Here is a 19,139-nt window from a genome sequence, read left to right on the forward strand (position 1 = left end):
GAATTCATGACTTCAGGCGTCTTGAGCCAGCCGGTGCTGGACCAGCTGTTCCACGAGGCGAGAAGCCACGCCTACTGGCAGGACCGACCCGTGGACGACGCAACGCTGCGCGAGCTCTACGACCTCGTGAAGATGGCGCCCACCAGCGTCAACTGCAATCCGCTGCGCATCCTGTTCCTGCGCACCCGGCAGGCCAAGGAGAAGTTGATGCCCGCGCTGAAGGAGGGCAACCGGCGCAAGGTGGAGGAGGCACCGGTCACGGCCATTCTGGCCTACGACCGACGTTTCCACGACCACCTGCCGGAGCTCTTTCCCCATGTGGATGCCAGGGCCTGGTTCGTCGGCGACGAGCCCTACCGCGAGGAGACCGCCTTTCGCAACGCCAGCTTGCAGGGCGGTTACTTCATTCTCGCCGCCCGCGCGCTGGGGCTAGATGTAGGGCCGCTATCCGGCTTCGACAACGACATGGTCGACGGGCGGTTCTTCGCCGAGCGTTACCCCAACTACCGCAGCAACTTCCTGTGCAATCTGGGCTACGGCGACCCGGCCATGCTGCATCCGCGGGGCCCGCGGCTCACCTTCGAGCAGGCCTGTCAGCTGCTGTAGTTCCGGTTCGGCAGGGCATACGAAAACGGCCACCCGAAGGTGGCCGTTTTCCGGAGTACTATGTCCGAAGCACTATGCATCAGGCGCTTGCTCGCTCTCCCGGCTGGGCCAGTACGGCCTTGAGGTGGGCGAGGTCACGCGAGACGTCGGTTTCGACGAACTCCGCCAGCAGGCGTTCGGCTTCCTGCTGTGCGGCGACGCGCACGTACTCCTCGTATGTCGCAATGGCCGTCTGGCAATAGCGGCACTGAAGCACGTCCGTTGGCTTCGGGTTGCCGTTCCAGAAATTGCTGCCGCTGCATTCGGGACACACCACTTTCCTTGAACGCTGAAACATTCTGGCCTCCTGCCTGATGCTCATGCAGTGAAATGGTCTCCTCAACACACCCTGTACAAGATGCCACATCCGTTCCTGGCTGTGCCAATTTAATTGTTAAGAATAGTTGCCTTGCTCGCAGCGCAACGACAGCTACTGGCAAGAAACGAAGCCACGTTTTTTCGCCGGTAGCGAAGAAAAGTCCTACGGTGAGGGCCACGGAAGACATTTTCCAGATGGAGGGGCAGTATGCCGGAACCGCCGCCAACGCCCAATGCTCGAATGATTTGCAAGCTGGACAGCATCTTCCCGCTGTCCGAGGAAGAGAGGCAGGTGCTCGAGCACTTGCCGGTCTTGGTCAAGCGCCTCAAGGCCGACCAGGAGATCGTCAGCCTTGGCGAACGTCCCCAGCAGTGCTGCCTGGTACTGGAGGGGCTCACCTGCGTCTACAAGCTGAGCTATGCGGGCAGGCGACAAATCATGGCCTTGCACGTTCCGGGTGACATGCCGGACCTTCATAGCCTCCACCTGGCGGTCATGGATATCAGCATCGCATCGGTCAGCTCCTGTACGGTCGGCTTCATCCAGCACGAAGATCTGCGCCGCGTATGCGAGCGTTTCCCAAGGCTGACTGCTGCCTTCTGGCGTGAGACTCTGGTCGACGCTTCCATCTACCGTGAGTGGCTGCTCAATGTCGGACAGCGAGATGCCTACACGCGCTTGGCCCACTTGATGTGCGAGCTATATACGAGACTGAGTGCAGTGGGGCTGACCGATGAGCGTACCTTCGAATTGCCGATCACGCAGGATGAGCTGGCCGACACCCTCGGCATCAGTGCCGTCCACGTCAGCCGCACATTACAGGCGCTGCGTGGCGACGGGCTGATTGAAACCGCAAGGAAACGAGTGACCGTGCCGAGCTGGAGCAAGTTGCAGGAGGCTGGGGAATTCGATCCGCTCTATCTTCACCTGCAGGGGCGACACGCGGCTTGAGCGTAAGGCTTGGAGAGAATGGCGCCCCCATCAGGATTCGAACCTGAGACCTTCCCCTTAGGAGGGGGACGCTCTATCCAGCTGAGCTATGGGGGCAGCACGGCTGCGCATTATAAGGGCTTGAGTGAGCAAGTTAAACCGCCCGCTTGGGTGCGGTTGCCAAGAATGGCCCCGAGCCGCCATTATCGAGCGACATTGGGTGGCAGGGAAAGCGGATGGATATCGAAGAGTATCGGCGCCACGATGGCATGGGGCTGGCCGAGTTGATCCTGCGTGGTGAAGTGAGCCGAGGCGAGGTGTTCGATGCGGCTTGTACCGCCATCGAGCGCGACAATCCGCATCTGCGGGCGCTGGTGCGGACACGCTTCGAACGCGCCAGGTGCGAGGCGGACAGCGTCGATCCCGAAGCTCCGCTGGCGGGCGTGCCGACCCTGACCAAGGATCTGCTGATGGCGCTGGAGGGCGAGCCGCTGGCCTTCGGCAGCGCGGCCCTGGCCGAGTGGAAGGCGCCGGTGGAGTCGACCCTGGTCGCCCGCGTGCGGGCAGCGGGTCTGGCCATCCTGGGGCAGACCGCCACCCCCGAGCTGGGGTTGATGGGCATCACCGAGCCGCGTGCCTTTCCTCATCCTGTCAATCCGTGGAATCCTCAGCACTCCCCTGGCGGCTCCAGCGGCGGGGCGGCGGCGGCGGTGGCCGGCGGGCTGGTACCGCTGGCGATGGCCGGTGATGGCGGCGGCTCGATCCGTATTCCCGCGGCCTACTGCGGGCTGTTCGGTCTCAAGCCCTCGCGCGGCCGCGTGCCGCAGGGGCCACTGCATGGTGAGGTGTGGCGGGGTGCGGTGGTAGAGCACGCCGTGACCCGCTCGGTGCGCGACAGTGCTGCGTTGCTCGAGACGATCAACGGCATGGACGAGGGCGGCCCCTACCCGGTGACGCACGAACGGGGCTTTCTGGCCGCGCTGGAGCGTGCTCCCGAGCCGCTGCGCATTGCTGTCTCGCTGGGTGAGCCGCTGAGCAAGCCGCTGGGCACCCGGCTCGATCCCGAGGTGCGCCTGGCGGTGGAAGGGGCGGCACGAACGCTGGAGGGGCTCGGCCATCACGTGGAGTGGGCCGATCCTCCCGTCGACGGCGAGCGCCTGGCCAACGCCTACCTGACGCTCTATCTAGGGCATGTTACCGCCGACCTGGCCTGGATCTCCCGCGAAACCGGCGTGTCCGTGTCACGCCTGGAGATCGAGCCCTCGACCCGAGCCATCGCTCGCCTGGGGCAGCACCTGCCGGTACGTGACTACGAATTGGCCAAGCGCGACTGGAACGCGGCGGCGCGGGCCATGGGGGCGTTCCACCGCCGCTTTGATGTGCTGCTGATGCCCGTCACGGCGGCACCGGCACCGCGCCTGGGCGAACTCTACCCACCGGCATGGCAGCAGCGTTTGATGGCACTGCTGGCCATTCCCGGCCTCCCCAAGCTGGCGCTCAAGGCGGGCATGCTGGGTCAGCTGGCGCGGGATGCACTGTCCCGCACGCCCTATACCCAATTGGCCAACCTCACCGGACAGCCGGCCATGTCGCTGCCGCTGCACGTCACCCCGCAGGGTCTGCCGGTCGGCGTCCAGGTGGTGGGCCCCATGGGCGACGAGCGTCGCCTGCTGGCGCTGGCGGCCCAGCTCGAGGCCGAGGTGCAGTGGCAGCGGCATCTGCCCAGGGTGGCGCAAGGCGGGTAGAATGCGCGCCACATGCCTTGCGTCAGGTCAGGAAATGTCAGACTCCGCTCCTCTTTCGCCTGCCGGGGACCGTCATTTCGACGGCCTGGCAGACAAATTCGCCGGTAGCCTCTACGGCGGCCCGCGCGGTGAGCTGCGCCTGGCCCTGCTCGACGAGCTGCTGCCGCGCATGCTGGAACTCGACGGCCAGCCGCTGCTGGACGTCGGCGGCGGCCTGGGTCAGCTCTCCGCCTGGTTCGCCCGGCGCGGCCACACGGTGACCCTGCTGGAACCGGCCGGCGACATGCTCGAACAGGCACGACAGGAGCTGGCTGGCCTGCCGGTGAGCTTCGTGCAGGCGCCGCTCCAGGCGCTGCTTGAACGTGCCGCCGGCCCCTGGCCGCTGATCGCCTGTCATGCCGTGCTGGAGTGGCTCAATGATCCCAAGGCGGCCTTCGCTGCTCTGGCGGAGAACCTGGCCCCCGGTGGCCAGCTGTCGCTGATGGTGTTCAACCGCGATGCGCTGCGCTTTTCCAACGTGGTAAAGGGCAATCTGCAGAAGGCGCTGGACGACCGCCTGGAGGGCACCGGCAAGCGTCAGCGCCTGACTCCCATCTCGCCGCTGTGTCACGAGCAGATCGTTGCCTGGAGCAGCGAATGCGGCCTGGCGATTCGCTCGGTGGCGGGCATTCGTGTCTTTCACGACTACCTGCGCCACCCGCCGGCCAGCGAGGCCGACTGGCAGCGCCTGGTGGAGCTGGAGCGCCGCTACTGCCAGGCCGAACCGCACTGGCGGCTGGGACGCTACCTGCTCTATACGCTGGTTCACGACAGACGCTCGCCCGAGGAGACCCCCCGATGAGTGCGCAAACGCCGGTATGTCAGCTGCTCGAGCGTCAGGACGGCGACTATCGCGGCTGGCTGTGGGTGGCGCCGCCGCGGGATGCATGGCTCGAGCAGGGGCAGGGCAGCGCCGTCAGCGCCAATCATGGCGTGCTCCAGGCCTGGCGTGAGCACGGCCGTGCGGCCTGCTCGCCGTTCGATGCCGGCGCCGTCGGCGAGCCACCCGGGGCGGTGCTGTTCTGGCCCAAGGCCCACGCCCTGGGCGAATGGTGGCTGCTGTGGCTTTGCGCCAACCTGCCGTCTGGCACGCGGCTGCAACTGGTGGGTGAGAACCAGGGTGGCATCAAGCGGGTGCTCAAGGTGCTGGCGGCACTGGGGCTGGGCTGTCGCAAGATCGACAGCGCGCGGCGCTGCATCCTGTTCGAGACCCGCCTCGGCGATGTCGGCATCGACCCGGATGCGGCCTGGGCCACCTTCGAGGCCGAGGGGCTGGTGCTGGCCACGCATCCTGGCGTGTTCGGCCACGGCAAGCTGGATGCCGGCACCAAGCTGTTGCTCGAACGCCTCGAGGCCGGGCTGCCGGGGCCCGACAGAGCACGCGACGTGCTCGACATGGGCTGCGGCGACGGCATCCTCGCCGCCTGGCTGGCTCGCCGCGGCCACGCCGTGACGGCAGTGGACGTCAACGCCTTCGCCGTGGAGGCCACCCGGCGCACCCTGGCGGCCAACGGCCTGGAAGGGCAGGCTGTGGCCAGCGACGTCTACTCGGCACTCGGCGATAGGCGCTTTGCCGCCATCGTCAGCAATCCGCCGTTCCACCAGGAGCGCAGTATCGACTACGGTCCCGCTGGGCGCCTGATTCGCGAGGCGCCGGCGCACCTGCAGCCGGGCGGGGATCTGTGGCTCGTCGCCAACGCCTTCCTGCCCTATCCGGACCTGCTCGAGAGCGCCTTCGGGGGCTTCCAGATTGTTGCCGACGACCGGCGCTTCCGGGTTTATCATGCGCTCAGGCGCTAGGCCTTCAACTGAGTGATCCGGTCATGGCGGGGAATCTGCGCAGTGCAGCGGTTCTGGGTGTGCTGTTGGCGGTAGGGCTGATTGTGGGAGGCAGCTTCATCAGGCAGGCGGCCGAGGTCTGGCAGCAGTCGTCGCGCAGCGTGACCGTGCGCGGTCTGGCCGAGCGCGAGATGCCGGCGGATCTGGTGCTGTGGCCGTTCAATTACAGCGCCAGCGCCGATACGCTGGGAGAGCTGGAGCGCATCCTCTCGCGTGACGAGCAGACGATTCGCGACTTCCTCATCCAGCGTGGCTTCGATGCCGAGCACGTCAGCGTGACGCCGCCGCGGATCACCGACCAGTTCAGCAACCTCTACGGTGGTCAGCGCCCCGACGAGCGCTATCGCGGCGAGGCCACGCTGCTGCTGCGCTCGCCGGACGTGGCGGGGGTCAAGGCGGCGATGCCGGAGGTCACCGCGCTGGTGCGCCAGGGAGTGCTGCTGTCGCCCAATTACGAATACCGCACCGAATATCTCTTCACCGGTCTCGATGCCATCAAGCCCGAGATGATCGCCGCGGCCACCGCCGATGCACGTCGTGCTGCCCAGCAGTTCGCCGAGGACTCCGGCAGCCGGGTAGGTCAGATTCGCCAGGCCACCCAGGGCTACTTCTCCATCGAGGATCTTGACAGCTACACGCCGGACGTGAAGCGGGTGCGGGTGGTGACTACGGTGGATTACGCCCTGGAAGATTGATTCCGGCGTTTCACCTGAGTCTGGGCTCAACTGCCCGGCGTGCGATAGGCGATATCGGTGATGACGTAGACGCTATCGCCCGCCGGCGCCTTCACCGTGATCTCGTCGTCCAGCGCCTTCCCCAGCAGCGCCTTGGCCAGCGGGGCATCGACGCTGATCCAGCGCCTGGAGGTATCGGTCTCGTCATGGCCGACGATGCGGATCTGCATCTCTTCGCCCTCATCGTCCTCGAGAGTGACGAAGGCGCCGAAGTACACCTTGTCGGTATCCGCCGGCAGGCGGTCCACTACCTGCAGCTCGTCGAGCCGCTTGGTCAGGTAGCGGATGCGTGCGATGACCCGGTTGAGCTCCTTCTTGTTGTAGGTGTAGTCGGCGTTCTCGCTGCGGTCGCCCAGCGCTGCGGCTTCGCCCACCTTGGCCGAGAGCTCAGGCCGCTTGATCCGCGAGAGATGATCGAGGATGCCGCGCAGGCGCGCCGCCCCCTCGGCGGTGATCAGATTGCTCTTGGGTTCCTGGCGCGGATCCTTGGCGGGATCGCGCCAGCGCGTCATGTTGCGGCCCTTCATGCACGGCCTCCTTGGTTTGGCGAGAAGGGCAACATACGCCATTCGTCGCTAACGCGACAGTATCTCGCCGTTCGGGCTGGCGTATCATTCAAACGTTCGTTACATTTTGGTTGACGGCTCCACGCCGGGATCCAACAACAATCCTTTTCGAGAAAGGAGTCTGGACATGTTTCGACGCCAGCTACTCGCCGCCGCCCTCGGCACGGCGCTTCTGATTGCCCCCTTCACTCTTGCCCAGGCCTGGGAGGGTGAAGTCGAGGCGCTCAAGCAGCGCTGGGAGCAGATCACCACACAACGGGCGGAAGGGCAGCGCCGCCACTCGCTGAAATCGCTGTCCGACGAAGCCGAGCAGTTGGTACAGGCCAACCCCGGCGAGGCGCAACCGCTGATCTGGTACGGCATCATCGAGGCCTCGCACGCCCGAGAGCGCAGCGGCCTGGGTGCACTCGGCAGTGCGCGCTCCGCCCGTGACGCCCTGGAGCGTGCCATCGAGATCGATCCCCAGGGCGGCAACGGCTCGGCCTACGTCACCCTGGGCGCACTTTATGACCGTGCCCCGGGGCGCCCCGTGGGCTTCGGCAACAGCGGCACGGCCGAGCGCATGTTCCAGCGAGCGCTGCAGATTCGTCCCGACGGTATCGACGTCAACTACTACTACGCCACCTTCCTCGAGGACGAAGGCCGGCGGGATGAGGCGCGCGAGCACGCGCAGCGTGCCGTGGATGGCACCGCCCGCGAGGATCGTCAGGCCTCGGACGAGGCGCTGCGCGAGCAGGCCAGGGCGCTGCTCTCTCAGCTCTAACCTCAGCGCCAAGATCTCCCCCTTCTGAGGTCTCCGAGCGCCGAGGGCTCTTTGCTCGGCTCTATCGGCTCTGAGACTGCCAACCGCCATGCGCTTCGACTGTGAGCGCATGGCGTCGGCAGGCACGGCTTGGCATTCCCGGCTCCGCTCACGATAATGGTCGCCATTCGCAGACTCGGAGGCCTGCATGACCGACAATCACGATAGCGGCCGGGATGCCGCCCGCCTGCCCGCCTTCAGCGGTGCCGATGTCGAACTGATCGAGCGTCGCTGCCTGCATCGGGGCTTCTTCCGGCTCGACGAGGTGCATCTGCGTCATCGCCTGTTCGAGGGCGGCTGGAGCCGTGAGATGACGCGTGAGGTGCACGTGCGGCACGATGCCGTAGGCGTGCTGCTCTACGACGTCGAGCGCGACTGCGTGGCGCTGGTAGAGCAGATCCGTGCCGGCGCCCTGGGCGATCCGGAATCGCCATGGAAGCTCGAGATCGTCGCCGGGCTGGTCGAAGCGGGCGAGAGCGCTGCCGAAGTGGCGCGCCGCGAGGCCATGGAGGAAGCCGGCTGCAAGGTCGATGAGCTGATCGAGCTGCATACCTACTACCCCAGTCCCGGTGCCTGCACCGAGCGGGTCACGCTGTTTTGTGGCCTGGTCGACTGCGAAGGGCTGGGCGGCGTGCACGGGCTGGACGAGGAGCATGAAGATATCCGCGTTCACGTGTTACCGTTTACTCGGGCCTGGGAACTCTTGCAGGCCGGAAGACTCGACAATGCCATGTGCCTGATCGCCTTCTACTGGTTGGCGGTCGAACGGGCATCTCTACGAGCAAGGGGGTAGCGTGGCGAGAACCGCCTATGTCACCGATCTGAAAGGGCTGCAGGGCGAATGCAGCGCCAACTACCTGCGCCTGATCCGGCTGCTGGGTGACCTTGGTGCGGGCGAGACGCGCGAACTCGAGCTGACCGGCCAGCGTGGACGCTTCGGCACCCTGTGGCTGTCGGTCCTCGAGCGGGCGCCCTATACCACCATTGCCCGCGTCAGCCAGAGCAGCCTGATGGACGGCGTGATCGAGCCGCCGCGCATGCGGGTGCATCTCTATCACGACGTGCGCATGGCCGAAGTCACCGACTTCCAGCGCGAGCGCCACTTCAACGGCCGCTATCGCTATCCCAACGTGCGCATGTTCCAGCCTGACGAGAAGCTGCAGCTCAACCGTTTTCTCGGCGAATGGCTGGCCCATGGGCTGGAGCACGGCCATCCTACCAACCTGACGGAACTGCCGGGATGACACGCCTGGTACAGTTCACCGATTGCCACTTGCATGCCGATCCCCACGCCCGCTCCCGCGCCGGCTTTCCGCTGCGCCAGCTCGAGGCAGTGGTGGAAGCGATTCGGGCAGAGCGTCCGGATATCGTCATCGTCAGCGGCGACATCAGCCAGGACGAGACGGCGGCGTCCTACGAACACGCCCATCGCGTGCTGTCGACGCTGGAGTGTCCCTGGTTCTGGCTGGGCGGCAATCACGACCGCCAGGAGCTGATGAAGGACCTCAAGACCATTCACGATGACATCGATCTGGGCGATTGGCGGCTCGTGGTCGCCGATACCTGCGTCAAGGGTCATGCTCACGGTGAGCTCGGGCAGGAGCGGATCGGTCAATTGGTCGAGCGGCTGGCGGAAGAAGAGCGCCCCACGCTGCTGGTCATGCACCATCCGCCGCTTGCTGTCGGTTCGGCATGGCTCGACGCGATCGGACTCAAGGACAGCGATGCCCTGTGGCAGGCGTTGCTGCCGTTCCCGCAGGTCAAGGCCATTCTCTGCGGGCACGTACACCAGGCCTTCGTCGGTCGGCAGCCGCTTGAGCTGGGCGAGGTGACGGTCTATGGCTGTCCCTCCACCACCGACCAGTTCCTGGCCGGCTCCGACGACTTCGCCATCGATGAGGCGTCACGCCCGGGATACCGCGTGTTCGACATCCGCGGCGACGAATGGCTGACCTGGGTCGAGCGCGTCGATATCTGAAGCTTCGATTCGTTTTTGATCTAAAAAGATAGGTAATCATTCTTTTACGTTATTATTAGCCCGGCGTTACCCTGTCCGCATGATTCTTACTGCCCATCGTCATGCGAGGTACCCGGGCCGATGACCAGTCTCAAAGCTCCCGAGCAACAGCCGGTATCCCAGGCGGTCGACAAAAGCGTCGTGTCGCCACGCCGGCTGACCCACCTGCAGCAGCTGGAAGCCGAATCGATCCACATCATCCGCGAGGTGGCCGCCGAGTTCCGCAACCCGGTGATGCTCTATTCCATCGGCAAGGACTCCTCGGTGATGCTGCATCTGGCGCGCAAGGCCTTCTTCCCCGGGCCGCCGCCGTTCCCGCTGATGCACATCAACACCACCTGGAAGTTCCGCGAGATGATCGCCTTCCGCGACCGCATGGCCGGTGAGGTGGGCATGGAGCTGATCGAGCACATCAACGAAGAGGGGCGTGCCGCCGGCATCAACCCCTTCGATCATGGCTCCAGCGGCTACACCGACGTGATGAAGACCCAGGCGCTCAAGCAGGCGCTGGACAAGTACGGCTTCGATGCCGCCTTCGGCGGTGCCCGCCGCGACGAAGAGGCGAGCCGCGCCAAGGAGCGGGTGTTCTCCTTCCGCGACAAGTTCCACCGCTGGGACCCCAAGAGCCAGCGCCCGGAGCTGTGGAATCTCTACAACGCCCGGGTCAACAAGGGCGAATCGATCCGTGCCTTCCCGCTCTCCAACTGGACCGAGCTGGACATCTGGCAGTACATCTACCTCGAGCAGATACCCATCGTGCCGCTCTACTACGCCGCGCCGCGCCCGGTGGTGGAACGCGACGGCATGCTGGTGATGGTCGACGACGAGCGCCTGCCGCTGGCCCCCGGCGAGGTGCCGGAGGAGCGCTGGGTGCGTTTCCGCACCCTGGGCTGCTACCCGCTGACCGGCGCGGTGGAGTCGAAGGCCGACACCCTGCCCGAGATCATCCAGGAGATGCTGCTGACCCGCACCAGCGAGCGCAGCGGCCGGGCCATCGACCATGACCAGGCGGGCTCGATGGAGAAGAAGAAGCGCGAGGGGTACTTCTGATGGCACACCAATCGACACTGATCGCCGACAACATCGAGCAGTACCTGCACGAGCACGAGAACAAGGACCTGCTGCGCTTCATCACCTGCGGCAGCGTCGACGACGGCAAGTCGACCCTGATCGGCCGGCTGCTGCACGACTCCAAGATGATCTTCGACGATCACCTGGCGGCGCTGACCCGCGACTCCAAGAAGAGCGGCACCACCGGAGACGCCGTGGACCTGGCGCTGCTGGTCGACGGCCTGCAGTCGGAGCGCGAGCAGGGCATCACCATCGACGTGGCCTACCGCTTCTTCTCCACCGACAAGCGCAAGTTCATCATCGCCGACACCCCGGGGCATGAGCAGTACACCCGCAACATGGCCACCGGCGCCTCCACCGCCAACCTGGCGATCATCCTGATCGATGCCCGTTACGGCGTGCAGACCCAGACCCGGCGCCACAGCTTCATCGCCGACCTGCTGGGTATCAAGCACCTGGTCATCGCGGTGAACAAGATGGACCTGGTGGGCTTCGACGAGGCGCGCTTCGACGAGATCGTTGCCGACTACCGGCGCTTCGCCGAGCAGCTCTCGGTCAAGGATCTGCGCTTCGTGCCGATGTCGGCGCTGGAGGGCGACAACGTGGTCAACCGCAGCGACCGCACGCCCTGGTACCAAGTCGCAGGCGAACAGGGCCCGGCGCTGCTGGAGCTGCTGGAAAGCGTCGAGGTCAGCCGAGACCGCAATCTGGTCGACCTGCGCTTCCCGGTGCAGTACGTCAACCGCCCCAACCTCGACTTCCGCGGCTACGCCGGTACCCTGGAGGCCGGGGTGCTGCGCCCGGGTTTGGCGATCAAGGCGCTGCCTTCGGGCAAGACCAGTCGGGTCGAGCGTGTGGTGACCTTCGATGGCGATCTGGACGCAGCGTGGCCGGGTCAGGCGGTGACCGTCACCCTGGAGGATGAGATCGACATCTCCCGCGGCGACTGGATCGTGGCCGAGGACGCCGAGGTCACGTTGACCAACGCCTTCGATGCCGACATCGTCTGGATGCACGAGCAACCGCTGACGCCGGGCCGGCAGTATGACATTCGTCTGGCCGGTCGCTCGGTGGCAGGGCGTGTGGATGCCATTCATCACCAGGTGGACGTCAACACCCTGGAGCGACATCCGGCCGACCGGCTCGAACTCAACGCCATCGCTCGCTGCCGGGTCGAGCTGACCGCTGAAGTACCACTCGATACCTACGACCAGAGCCCGGGCACCGGCAGCTTCATCGTCATCGACCGCCTCTCCAACATCACCGTCGGCGCCGGCATGGTGCGAAGTACTGCCGAGGCGGCGGGAGGCAGCGGTCATCAGGTGGATTGGGCCGCCTTCGAACTCGAGTTCAATGCGCTGGTGCGCCGCCACTTCCCGCACTGGGAGGCCAAGGACATACGCGACCTGCTGAAGTAGGTCAGCACAAGCGCAGCCTAGGCGGTTGATTCTGCGATAAGATCCTCCACACTATAGACAGGGTCCGGCGTAAGCCGGACCCTGTCGAGTTTCAGGGAGGAAACGATGACGCATTGCCAGGATCGGCTATCGTTGCTTCGGAGGAGCCCATGAGCGGCTTTCTCCGGCGTCTGCTGCACATCGCTGCCCGCCCCATGCGGCGCGACCGCGGGCAGGGTGGCTACGTGGTGCACCCCTATCGAGGTTATGGCTCACGGCATGAGGTGCTGCTGATGGGCCGGGTGTTTCGTCAGGCCGCGCTGGGTGACGTGATACCTCGCTACGGCGTGCTGCGCGATCTGGCCGATGTGATTCGGCGGGTCTTTCGCCGCGGGCTGCCGCAGGTCACCGTCGAGGTCACTTTGGGTGAGAACGTCACCACCGTGTCCACCGACCGTGACGGCTACTTCGACGTACTCCTGCCTATCGAGCACCCCCTGCCCCAAGACAGTGCCTGGCACCATGCGGAGCTGCACGTGGTGCTGCCGGGGGTGGAGCCGGTGCAATCGTTCACCGAGGTGTACATTCCGCCGGCTGAAGCCGACCTGCTGGTGATCAGCGACATCGACGACACGGTGATGTACACCGGGGTGGCCAACAAGCTGCGCATGTTGCACCGTCTGTTCGTCAAGCAGGCCCATCAGCGCATGGCCTTTCCCGGCGTAGCGGCGTTCTATCAGGCACTGCACGTGGGCAGGAGCGGCCAGGCAAAGCGGCCGATTCTCTACGTGTCGCGCGGCCCCTGGAGCATCTACGAGATGCTCGAGGAGTTCTTCCAGCTCAACCGTATTCCCGTCGGGCCGATACTGTTCCTGCGCGAGTGGGGTATCTCCTGGCGTAAGCCCTGGCCGCGTCGCGCGGAAGACCACAAGTACGATCTCATCCAGCACATGCTGGAGATGCGTGATGAGCTGCCCTGCGTGCTGATCGGCGACAGCGGGCAGCACGACCCGGAAGTCTATGCGCGGATCGTGCACGAATACCCCGAACGCATTCGTGCGGTCTACATTCGCCGGGTCGAACGCAAGCCTGACCGCGAACGCGCCATTCATGCGCTGCGCGAAGAGATCCGTCATACCGGCTGCGACCTGGTGCTGGCCGAGGACAGCACCGCCATGGCCGAACATGCCTGCGCTCAGGGGCTGATTGCCGAGGAGGGGCTCGAGCAGGTGCGCCGGACGTCGCAGTCTTAGGTCGCCCTCATGGGCTGATCTGGCGCTGCCCTGGGCGCTACTCCATCGCTTTGATGGGTTACAAATTCGTTATTCTGTGTGTCGATTTCTTGCGTATTTCGCTCCTACCCTGCGCCTGACGCAAGGGCCTCGTTTAAATCTCGTTGAGGCCCGCGCCCTTCATCACCCGAGGTATCCAGCATGACCACAATCGTATGGGATGGAACGACGCTTGCGACGGATTCGCTGATCAGTGTCAACGGCTCGACTTACAACCATGCGCAGAAGCTGTTCCAGCTCGACAACGGCGAGTGGGTGGCCTTCGCCGGCGAGCAGCAGGAGTGGTGGGAAGTGCTGGAATGGCTCCAGGCCGGGGCACCGCGTAACGACAAGCCGAACGTCAGCCGGGTCGAGATGATCATCGCCGGTCCCGACGGTGTCTTCGAGATGTTCAACAAGCTGGTGCGCATTCCCGTCAACGGCCCCGTCGCCTACGGCACCGGCTGGAAGTGGGCGCTGGCTGCCATCGACCACGGCAAGAGCGCCGTCGAGGCGGTGGAGTACGCCATCGGCCGCGATCACGACAGCGGCGGTGAGGTGCAGTCGGTCACGCCCAGGGTCAAGGCCTCGGTGGCCTTCGACGCCCTGATGCGCGACGTCGAGGCGACCCCCGTCACGACCTGAAGCGCTGTTTCGCATTCTCCGCCCCGGCCCTTGGCCGGGGCGGCGTTTGGGGGCTGGAACAGGCGACGCATGAACCCGAAACGGGTAGGCTTGGTCCAAATTCAAGACGCTGAGACGAGACCCCAAACGCCATGATCGTGCTGCTGATCGCCTTTCTGCTGGCCATCTTCGTGCTGCCCAACGTCTGGGCCAAGTGGGTGCTGGCGCGCCACGCCCGCGGCCGTGACGACTATCCCGGCACCGGGGCCGAGCTGGCCGACCATCTACTGCGACGCCTGGGCATCGAGGGGGTCAAGGTGGAGATGACCGAGCAGGGCGATCACTACGATCCCGAAGCGCGGCGGGTACGGCTCTCTCGCGAGCACTACGAGGGCCGCTCGCTCACCGCGGTGACCGTGGCCGCCCACGAGGTCGGCCACGCCATCCAGCATCACGAAGGCTATGCGCCGTTGATCGCCCGGTCGCGCATGGTGGGGGTGGCGCAGCGGGCCGAGAAGATCGGCGCGCTGCTGATGATGGCCGCACCTTTCCTGTTCATCCTGACTCGCCTGCCGGGGGGGCTGGCCATGGTGATCGCCATGGCGGTGATCAGTTTCGGCACCGCGGCGCTGGTACACCTGGTGACGCTGCCGGTGGAGTTCGACGCCAGCTTCAATCGCGCTCTGCCGCTGTTGCGCGAGTACGTACCGCCCTACGACATGCCCGGCGCCCGCCACGTGCTCACCGCCTGCGCCTTCACCTACGTGGCCGCCTCCTTGGCGAGTGTATTGAACCTGGGTCGCTGGCTGGTCATTCTGCGGCGCTGACTGGGTTCGCATGCCGGGTTGAAGACAGACCGCCTATGATGGGGCAGTCAGGCCGGTGATCGCCATGGCAGTGCTGAGCCAAGTGCTGCAGTTTCTGCGCCATCTCGTTGAGCTCATTGGCTCTGTGTCTGAGCTCTTCAACGTGAGCCATAGCGATTCGCTTGACGTCGCGACTGGCTCGCGAGCGATCATGCCAAAGATTCACCAGTTCCTGAATCTGACTCATCGAGAACCCAAGATCGCGTGCCTGGCGAATGAAACGCAGGGTATGGATGTCCTGCTCCCGGTAGATCCGGTAGCCCGCTTCCGTGCGAGCTACTGGCATTATGAGTTCTATCGATTCGTAATACCGGATCATCTTGGCCGAGATTCCCGACGCTGCTGCCGCTTCTCCTATGTTCATGTCACATGTCCTCTATGTTCGCCACTTGAACGCTAGTGCTTGATCTTCCGGTTCGTTAACCACTGGCCGCTCAGGCGGCCAGCAGTGGACGAAACGTCTTGAGTCGCAGGGCATTGCCCAGCACGAAGATGCTGGAGAGCGCCATCGCCGTGGCGGCAAATACCGGCGACAACAGAATGCCGAACAGTGGGAAGAAGGCTCCGGTAGCGACTGGAATCAGCGCCGTGTTGTACGCAAAAGCCCAGAACAGATTCTGCTTGATGTTTCGCAGTGTAGCCCGCGACAACGCGATCGCGTTAGGTACGCCTGTCAGGTCGCCTGACATGAGCACCACATCAGCGCTTTCGATGGCCACATCCGTACCGGTGCCAATGGCGATGCCCACGTCAGCTTCGGCGAGCGCCGGTGCGTCGTTGATACCATCGCCAACGAAGGCTACCTGCCGTCCACCCTGGCGTAGTGCCTTGACGGCCTCCACCTTGCCATCTGGCAGCACCTCTGCGATTACCTCGTCGATGCCGAGCTGGCGCGCTATTGCCTGGGCGGTGCGGCGGTTGTCGCCGGTGATCATGGCCACTTTCATCCCCAATTCATGCAGCGCCTTCAAGGCTTGAGGTGTGCTTTCCTTGATCGGATCGGAGACTGCCAGGATGGCGGCCAGGCGACCATCGATGGCGGCATAGAGAGGTGACTTGCCTTCGTCCGCGAGCTGGGTGGCCTCGTCCTCGAAGCGGTGAACATCAATGCCGTTGCTCGTCATCAAGCGGTCGGCACCCACCCAAACCTCATGACCGGCCACACTGGCCTTGATGCCAAAGCCGGGTACGGCATCGAAGCTATCGATGCTTTGGAGGGCGAGTCCACGCGCCTTGGCGCCTTCGATGATGGCTTCGGCGATGGGGTGTTCGGATCGGCTTTCGACCGAGGCAACCAACTGCAGCACGACATCGTGCTCGAAGCCATCCGTCACCATCAGGTCGGTCAGTTCCGGGCGTCCCTTGGTCAAGGTGCCTGTCTTGTCCAGAGCGACGACTTTGGCATGCCGCAGCGTCTGTAGCGCTTCGCCCTTGCGAAACAGCACGCCAATTTCCGCAGCCCGGCCGGTACCGACCATGATCGAGGTAGGGGTTGCCAGGCCCATGGCGCACGGGCATGCGATGATCAGAACTGCCACGGCATTGACGAGGGCAAAGCTGATGGCAGGACCCGGGCCCAAGGTGAGCCAGGCGATACACGTCAAGAGTGCAATGGCAATGACGATGGGGACGAACCAGGCGGTGACCTTGTCGACCAAGGCCTGGATCGGTAGTTTGGCACCTTGAGCGGACTCGACCATGCGAATGATTTGAGCCAGTACCGTATCGGCTCCCACATTGGTTGCCCTGAAGGAGAAAGCGCCGGTCTTGTTGATCGTGCCGCCCACCACCTGGGCTCCCGGTGTCTTTTCGACAGGCACGGGCTCACCGGTGATCATGGATTCATCCACATAGGAGGCTCCTTCGACCACTTCCCCATCCACGGCAATCTTCTCGCCGGGTCGAACTTGTACGATATCGTTCTGCTGTACCTGATCCAGCGGAATCTCGACGACTTCGCCGTCGCGCAAGACCCGCGCCGTCTTGGCTTGCAGCCCCATCAAGCGCTTGATGGCCTCGCTGGTACGCCCTTTGCTGCGGGCTTCGAGATAGCGGCCAAGCAGAATCAGCGAGGCAATGACGGCAGCGGCTTCAAAATAGAGATTGGCCGTTCCGGCAGGAAGGAGGCCCGGAGCAAACATCGCCACCAGTGAATAGCTCCAGGCGGCGCTCGTGCCAAGGGCGACCAGGGAGTTCATGTCCGGCCTGCCATGCAGCAATGCCGGAAATCCGATGCGGAAGAAACGCAGTCCGGGGCCGAACAGCACAAGGGTCGTCAAGACCATCTGGATGTAAGCGGACGTCTGGTGCCCCAGGGTGTTACCTACCCAATGGTGGAAGCCGGGGATGACATGTGAACCCATTTCGAGCACGAAGACTGGGAGCGTCATCACTGAGGCGAGCAGTGCCAGCCGACCGAGCTGGCGTGTTTCCGCATCTCGCCTGGCCTGGGCGTCGTGAGGTTCGGCGTTACCGCTCAAGCCAAGATAGGTGGCGCGATACCCTGCCTTCTCCACGGCGGAGACTAGCTCCTCAGCGGATACGCTATCGGCAAGGAAGCGCACGTATGCCTTTTCGCTGGCGAGATTGACGCTGGCTTCGATAACTCCAGTCGTCGCCTTCAAGGCGTTCTCGATGCGACCGACGCAAGACGCACAGCTCATTCCTTCGAGGGCCAGCTCGACGGATTCAGTTGCGGCTCCATATCCTGAGTTCTCAATGGCTTGGACCAAGCTGTTGGGATCTGCTGTGTCCTTGAATACCACTTCCGCCCGTTCGGTGGCGAAATTCACCTTGGCGTTGGTGACGCCTGGCACGTTGCTGATGGCCTTTTCGATACGGGCGACACAGGATGCGCAACTCATCCCGGTCAGCTGTAATTGAAGTGAAGTTGACATTTTTTTGCTCCTTTCGTCAGTGGGCTATGTGACCCTAGGCCTTCCCATCGTGGGAAGGTCAAGACAAGGAAGCGCACAAAATATTCGAATGCTTTAGACCAGCCTGAGGAAGCACAGCCCTATGTATGCGAGCGAAAGACAATCTCTGGCTTGAGCGTAAGCGGGAGCGGTTTCTAAAGTTCTGAGACAGTCTCTGCCTTCATGGAGGTGGTGCGGCGTGATTTACCGTCCCGAGTCGGAGCGCACCAGCCACTACTTCAAGGCTGGCGTGGCCGAGCAGTTCGACGCCGTGTTCCACCTCGACGAGACCCGCGCCTTGGAGCCGTTCGACTGGGGCGAGCTGTGGCGAGCGGAGGAGGTGCCGGATACCTATCCCTTCGGCGTCTAAGCGGGCTTGTTGGCGATGACCACCGCCCGCCGCGGCGCCGGGTAGCCCTCGCGGGTGCGCTTGGGGTCGGTCGCATCGAGGAAGTCGGCCAGCGACTGGAAGGTCATCCACTCGGTAGAGCGCTGCTCCTCCAGGGAGGTGAATGCTTCGTCCACCACCCGCACATTGACGAAGCCGCAGCGCTCGAGCCACTGGCACAGCGCCAGGGACGACGGCAGGAAGTAGACGTTGGGCATGGCGGCGTAGCGCTCGCCGGGCAGCAGCACCGTGGTGGCGTCGCCTTCCACCACCAGTGTCTCCAGCACCAGCTCTCCGCCGGGGCGCAAGGCGTCCTTCAGCTGCAGCAGATGCTCCAGCGGGGAAGGGCGGTGGTAGAGCACGCCCATGGAGAACACCGTGTCGAAGAACTCAAGCCGCTCGGGCACGTCCTCGATGCCCACCGGCAGGAAGTGGGTGCGCCCGCCGTCGGCATCGCCGACGAAGTGACGCAGCGCCTGGAACTGGTAATAGAAGCGCGGCGAGGGGTCGATCACCAGCACGAAGGCGGCACCGGCGCCGGCCATGCGCCAGGCGTGGTAGCCGCTGCCGCCGCCCACATCGAGCACCCGCCTGCCGCTCAGCGGGGCCAGGTGGGGGGTAACCCGCTGCCACTTCCAGTCGGAGCGCCATTCGGTGTCGATAGGAATATCGGCGAGCCGGTAGGGCCCCTTGCGCCACGGCGCGAGCTTGCGCAGCAGGTTCTCGCACTGGCGCCGCCGGCTGTCGTCGAGGGCGCAATCCACCGTCACGGTATCGACGTCCAACCGGACGTCGCGAGCTTCGGGCAGGTCGGGCAGCTTGGCCACCGCCTTCTCCCAGGCCGGCAGATCGCCGTAGCGCTTGCGGTCGAGGCCGCGGGCCAGCTGTTCCGGCAGGCGGGCGAGCCAGGAGTCCAGCCCCTGATCGATGAAGGCGCGATAGAGCGGGCGGTGTTCGGCAGGGATCGCCAC

Annotated in this window: 21 protein-coding genes and 1 tRNA gene; 16 read left to right on the top strand and 6 right to left on the bottom strand. The window is 64.6% G+C overall.

What is annotated here, in order from left to right:
- The first annotated feature begins 6 nt into the window (after window positions 1-6).
- Window positions 7-606: a malonic semialdehyde reductase gene (locus HOP53_RS12275; protein WP_234270302.1), complete on the top strand. Its 600-nt coding sequence runs from the start codon at window positions 7-9 to the stop codon at window positions 604-606.
- A gap of 79 nt (window positions 607-685) precedes the next feature.
- Here the strand turns inward: HOP53_RS12275 and HOP53_RS12280 are convergent, their stop codons facing one another.
- Window positions 686-943 (bottom strand): hypothetical protein, encoded by a 258-nt coding sequence (locus HOP53_RS12280; RefSeq protein WP_234253707.1) that lies wholly within the window; start codon window positions 941-943, stop codon window positions 686-688.
- Window positions 944-1,171: 228 nt separating this feature from the next.
- Between HOP53_RS12280 and HOP53_RS12285 the strand changes: the two genes are divergently transcribed.
- A complete protein-coding gene (locus HOP53_RS12285) occupies window positions 1,172-1,915 on the top strand; it encodes a Crp/Fnr family transcriptional regulator (RefSeq protein WP_234253708.1) in 744 nt (247 codons plus the stop codon).
- Window positions 1,916-1,934: 19 nt separating this feature from the next.
- On the opposite strand, the gene HOP53_RS12290 is transcribed toward HOP53_RS12285, so the two are convergent.
- Window positions 1,935-2,011 (bottom strand) — tRNA-Arg (locus HOP53_RS12290).
- A 119-nt stretch (window positions 2,012-2,130) separates the two neighbouring features.
- On the opposite strand from HOP53_RS12290, the gene HOP53_RS12295 reads away from it, so the two are divergent.
- From HOP53_RS12295 to HOP53_RS12310, 4 genes are read left to right on the top strand one after another with little or no spacing between them, the layout of a single operon-like run.
- Window positions 2,131-3,639, top strand: coding sequence for an amidase (locus tag HOP53_RS12295; RefSeq protein ID WP_234270303.1), 1,509 nt, complete (start codon window positions 2,131-2,133; stop codon window positions 3,637-3,639).
- Between the two features lie 34 nt (window positions 3,640-3,673).
- Window positions 3,674-4,480: a methyltransferase domain-containing protein gene (locus HOP53_RS12300; RefSeq protein WP_234270304.1), complete on the top strand. Its 807-nt coding sequence runs from the start codon at window positions 3,674-3,676 to the stop codon at window positions 4,478-4,480.
- The gene (locus HOP53_RS12305) at window positions 4,477-5,478 is read left to right on the top strand and encodes a methyltransferase (RefSeq protein ID WP_234270305.1); all 1,002 of its coding nucleotides are present in this window, start codon (window positions 4,477-4,479) and stop codon (window positions 5,476-5,478) included. The genes HOP53_RS12300 and HOP53_RS12305 overlap by 4 nt, the downstream gene beginning before the upstream one ends.
- 23 nt (window positions 5,479-5,501) lie before the next feature.
- Entirely contained in the window at window positions 5,502-6,212 is a 711-nt protein-coding gene (locus tag HOP53_RS12310) for an SIMPL domain-containing protein (protein ID WP_234270306.1), read from the top strand.
- A 26-nt stretch (window positions 6,213-6,238) separates the two neighbouring features.
- Here the strand turns inward: HOP53_RS12310 and greB are convergent, their stop codons facing one another.
- Window positions 6,239-6,778: a transcription elongation factor GreB gene (gene greB, locus HOP53_RS12315; RefSeq protein ID WP_234270307.1), complete on the bottom strand. Its 540-nt coding sequence runs from the start codon at window positions 6,776-6,778 to the stop codon at window positions 6,239-6,241.
- 166 nt (window positions 6,779-6,944) lie between these two features.
- Between greB and HOP53_RS12320 the strand changes: the two genes are divergently transcribed.
- From HOP53_RS12320 to HOP53_RS12360, 9 genes are all read left to right on the top strand, one after another.
- The gene (locus HOP53_RS12320; RefSeq protein WP_234270308.1) at window positions 6,945-7,580 is read left to right on the top strand and encodes a tetratricopeptide repeat protein; all 636 of its coding nucleotides are present in this window, start codon (window positions 6,945-6,947) and stop codon (window positions 7,578-7,580) included.
- 187 nt (window positions 7,581-7,767) lie between these two features.
- Complete coding sequence (locus tag HOP53_RS12325) at window positions 7,768-8,412, top strand: NUDIX domain-containing protein (RefSeq protein WP_234270309.1); 645 nt, start codon at window positions 7,768-7,770, stop codon at window positions 8,410-8,412.
- 1 nt (window position 8,413) lies between these two features.
- Window positions 8,414-8,863, top strand: coding sequence for a DUF1249 domain-containing protein (locus tag HOP53_RS12330; protein WP_086511923.1), 450 nt, complete (start codon window positions 8,414-8,416; stop codon window positions 8,861-8,863).
- On the top strand, window positions 8,860-9,597 hold the full coding sequence (locus HOP53_RS12335) for a phosphodiesterase (RefSeq protein ID WP_234270310.1): 738 nt from the start codon (window positions 8,860-8,862) through the stop codon (window positions 9,595-9,597). Before HOP53_RS12330 ends, HOP53_RS12335 begins: the two co-directional genes overlap by 4 nt.
- Before the next feature lie 120 nt (window positions 9,598-9,717).
- Window positions 9,718-10,686 carry a sulfate adenylyltransferase subunit CysD gene (cysD, locus tag HOP53_RS12340; RefSeq protein ID WP_234270311.1) on the top strand — a complete coding sequence of 323 codons (969 nt, stop codon included), beginning with the start codon at window positions 9,718-9,720 and terminating at the stop codon, window positions 10,684-10,686.
- Window positions 10,686-12,125, top strand: a complete 1,440-nt coding sequence (gene cysN / locus HOP53_RS12345; RefSeq protein WP_234270312.1) for a sulfate adenylyltransferase subunit CysN — start codon at window positions 10,686-10,688, stop codon at window positions 12,123-12,125. Before cysD ends, cysN begins: the two co-directional genes overlap by 1 nt.
- A gap of 149 nt (window positions 12,126-12,274) precedes the next feature.
- Window positions 12,275-13,357 carry an App1 family protein gene (locus HOP53_RS12350; protein WP_234270313.1) on the top strand — a complete coding sequence of 361 codons (1,083 nt, stop codon included), beginning with the start codon at window positions 12,275-12,277 and terminating at the stop codon, window positions 13,355-13,357.
- Between the two features lie 180 nt (window positions 13,358-13,537).
- On the top strand, window positions 13,538-14,020 hold the full coding sequence (locus HOP53_RS12355; protein ID WP_234270314.1) for a 20S proteasome subunit A/B: 483 nt from the start codon (window positions 13,538-13,540) through the stop codon (window positions 14,018-14,020).
- Window positions 14,021-14,151: 131 nt separating this feature from the next.
- Entirely contained in the window at window positions 14,152-14,826 is a 675-nt protein-coding gene (locus HOP53_RS12360) for a zinc metallopeptidase (RefSeq protein WP_010627262.1), read from the top strand.
- On the opposite strand, the gene cueR is transcribed toward HOP53_RS12360, so the two are convergent.
- Window positions 14,810-15,229 (bottom strand): Cu(I)-responsive transcriptional regulator, encoded by a 420-nt coding sequence (gene cueR / locus HOP53_RS12365; protein WP_234270315.1) that lies wholly within the window; start codon window positions 15,227-15,229, stop codon window positions 14,810-14,812. The two genes, HOP53_RS12360 and cueR, sit on opposite strands and share 17 nt — an antisense overlap.
- 70 nt (window positions 15,230-15,299) lie before the next feature.
- Window positions 15,300-17,762 (bottom strand): heavy metal translocating P-type ATPase, encoded by a 2,463-nt coding sequence (locus HOP53_RS12370; RefSeq protein WP_234270316.1) that lies wholly within the window; start codon window positions 17,760-17,762, stop codon window positions 15,300-15,302.
- A 181-nt stretch (window positions 17,763-17,943) separates the two neighbouring features.
- On the opposite strand from HOP53_RS12370, the gene HOP53_RS12375 reads away from it, so the two are divergent.
- Complete coding sequence (locus HOP53_RS12375) at window positions 17,944-18,150, top strand: erythromycin esterase family protein (protein ID WP_267955359.1); 207 nt, start codon at window positions 17,944-17,946, stop codon at window positions 18,148-18,150.
- Here the strand turns inward: HOP53_RS12375 and cmoB are convergent.
- Window positions 18,147-19,139, bottom strand: coding sequence for a tRNA 5-methoxyuridine(34)/uridine 5-oxyacetic acid(34) synthase CmoB (gene cmoB / locus HOP53_RS12380; protein WP_234270318.1), 993 nt, complete (start codon window positions 19,137-19,139; stop codon window positions 18,147-18,149). The two genes, HOP53_RS12375 and cmoB, sit on opposite strands and share 4 nt — an antisense overlap.

It is taken from the genome of Billgrantia ethanolica (assembly GCF_021404305.1).
Classification (GTDB): Bacteria; Pseudomonadota; Gammaproteobacteria; order Pseudomonadales; family Halomonadaceae; genus Halomonas; species Halomonas ethanolica.

Excerpts from the sequence above, each read along its gene's own strand:
- cysN (WP_234270312.1), top strand. The coding sequence starts at position 10,686 with ATGGCACACCAATCGACACTGATCGCCGACAACATCGAGCAGTACCTG.
- HOP53_RS12295 (WP_234270303.1), top strand. The coding sequence starts at position 2,131 with ATGGATATCGAAGAGTATCGGCGCCACGATGGCATGGGGCTGGCCGAG.
- HOP53_RS12320 (WP_234270308.1), top strand. The coding sequence starts at position 6,945 with ATGTTTCGACGCCAGCTACTCGCCGCCGCCCTCGGCACGGCGCTTCTG.
- HOP53_RS12370 (WP_234270316.1), bottom strand. The coding sequence starts at position 17,762 with ATGTCAACTTCACTTCAATTACAGCTGACCGGGATGAGTTGCGCATCC.
- HOP53_RS12325 (WP_234270309.1), top strand. The coding sequence starts at position 7,768 with ATGACCGACAATCACGATAGCGGCCGGGATGCCGCCCGCCTGCCCGCC.
- HOP53_RS12285 (WP_234253708.1), top strand. The coding sequence starts at position 1,172 with ATGCCGGAACCGCCGCCAACGCCCAATGCTCGAATGATTTGCAAGCTG.
- HOP53_RS12335 (WP_234270310.1), top strand. The coding sequence starts at position 8,860 with ATGACACGCCTGGTACAGTTCACCGATTGCCACTTGCATGCCGATCCC.
- cysD (WP_234270311.1), top strand. The coding sequence starts at position 9,718 with ATGACCAGTCTCAAAGCTCCCGAGCAACAGCCGGTATCCCAGGCGGTC.
- HOP53_RS12350 (WP_234270313.1), top strand. The coding sequence starts at position 12,275 with ATGAGCGGCTTTCTCCGGCGTCTGCTGCACATCGCTGCCCGCCCCATG.
- HOP53_RS12275 (WP_234270302.1), top strand. The coding sequence starts at position 7 with ATGACTTCAGGCGTCTTGAGCCAGCCGGTGCTGGACCAGCTGTTCCAC.
- HOP53_RS12355 (WP_234270314.1), top strand. The coding sequence starts at position 13,538 with ATGACCACAATCGTATGGGATGGAACGACGCTTGCGACGGATTCGCTG.
- cueR (WP_234270315.1), bottom strand. The coding sequence starts at position 15,229 with ATGAACATAGGAGAAGCGGCAGCAGCGTCGGGAATCTCGGCCAAGATG.
- HOP53_RS12310 (WP_234270306.1), top strand. The coding sequence starts at position 5,502 with ATGGCGGGGAATCTGCGCAGTGCAGCGGTTCTGGGTGTGCTGTTGGCG.
- greB (WP_234270307.1), bottom strand. The coding sequence starts at position 6,778 with ATGAAGGGCCGCAACATGACGCGCTGGCGCGATCCCGCCAAGGATCCG.
- HOP53_RS12360 (WP_010627262.1), top strand. The coding sequence starts at position 14,152 with ATGATCGTGCTGCTGATCGCCTTTCTGCTGGCCATCTTCGTGCTGCCC.
- HOP53_RS12280 (WP_234253707.1), bottom strand. The coding sequence starts at position 943 with ATGTTTCAGCGTTCAAGGAAAGTGGTGTGTCCCGAATGCAGCGGCAGC.
- HOP53_RS12305 (WP_234270305.1), top strand. The coding sequence starts at position 4,477 with ATGAGTGCGCAAACGCCGGTATGTCAGCTGCTCGAGCGTCAGGACGGC.
- HOP53_RS12300 (WP_234270304.1), top strand. The coding sequence starts at position 3,674 with ATGTCAGACTCCGCTCCTCTTTCGCCTGCCGGGGACCGTCATTTCGAC.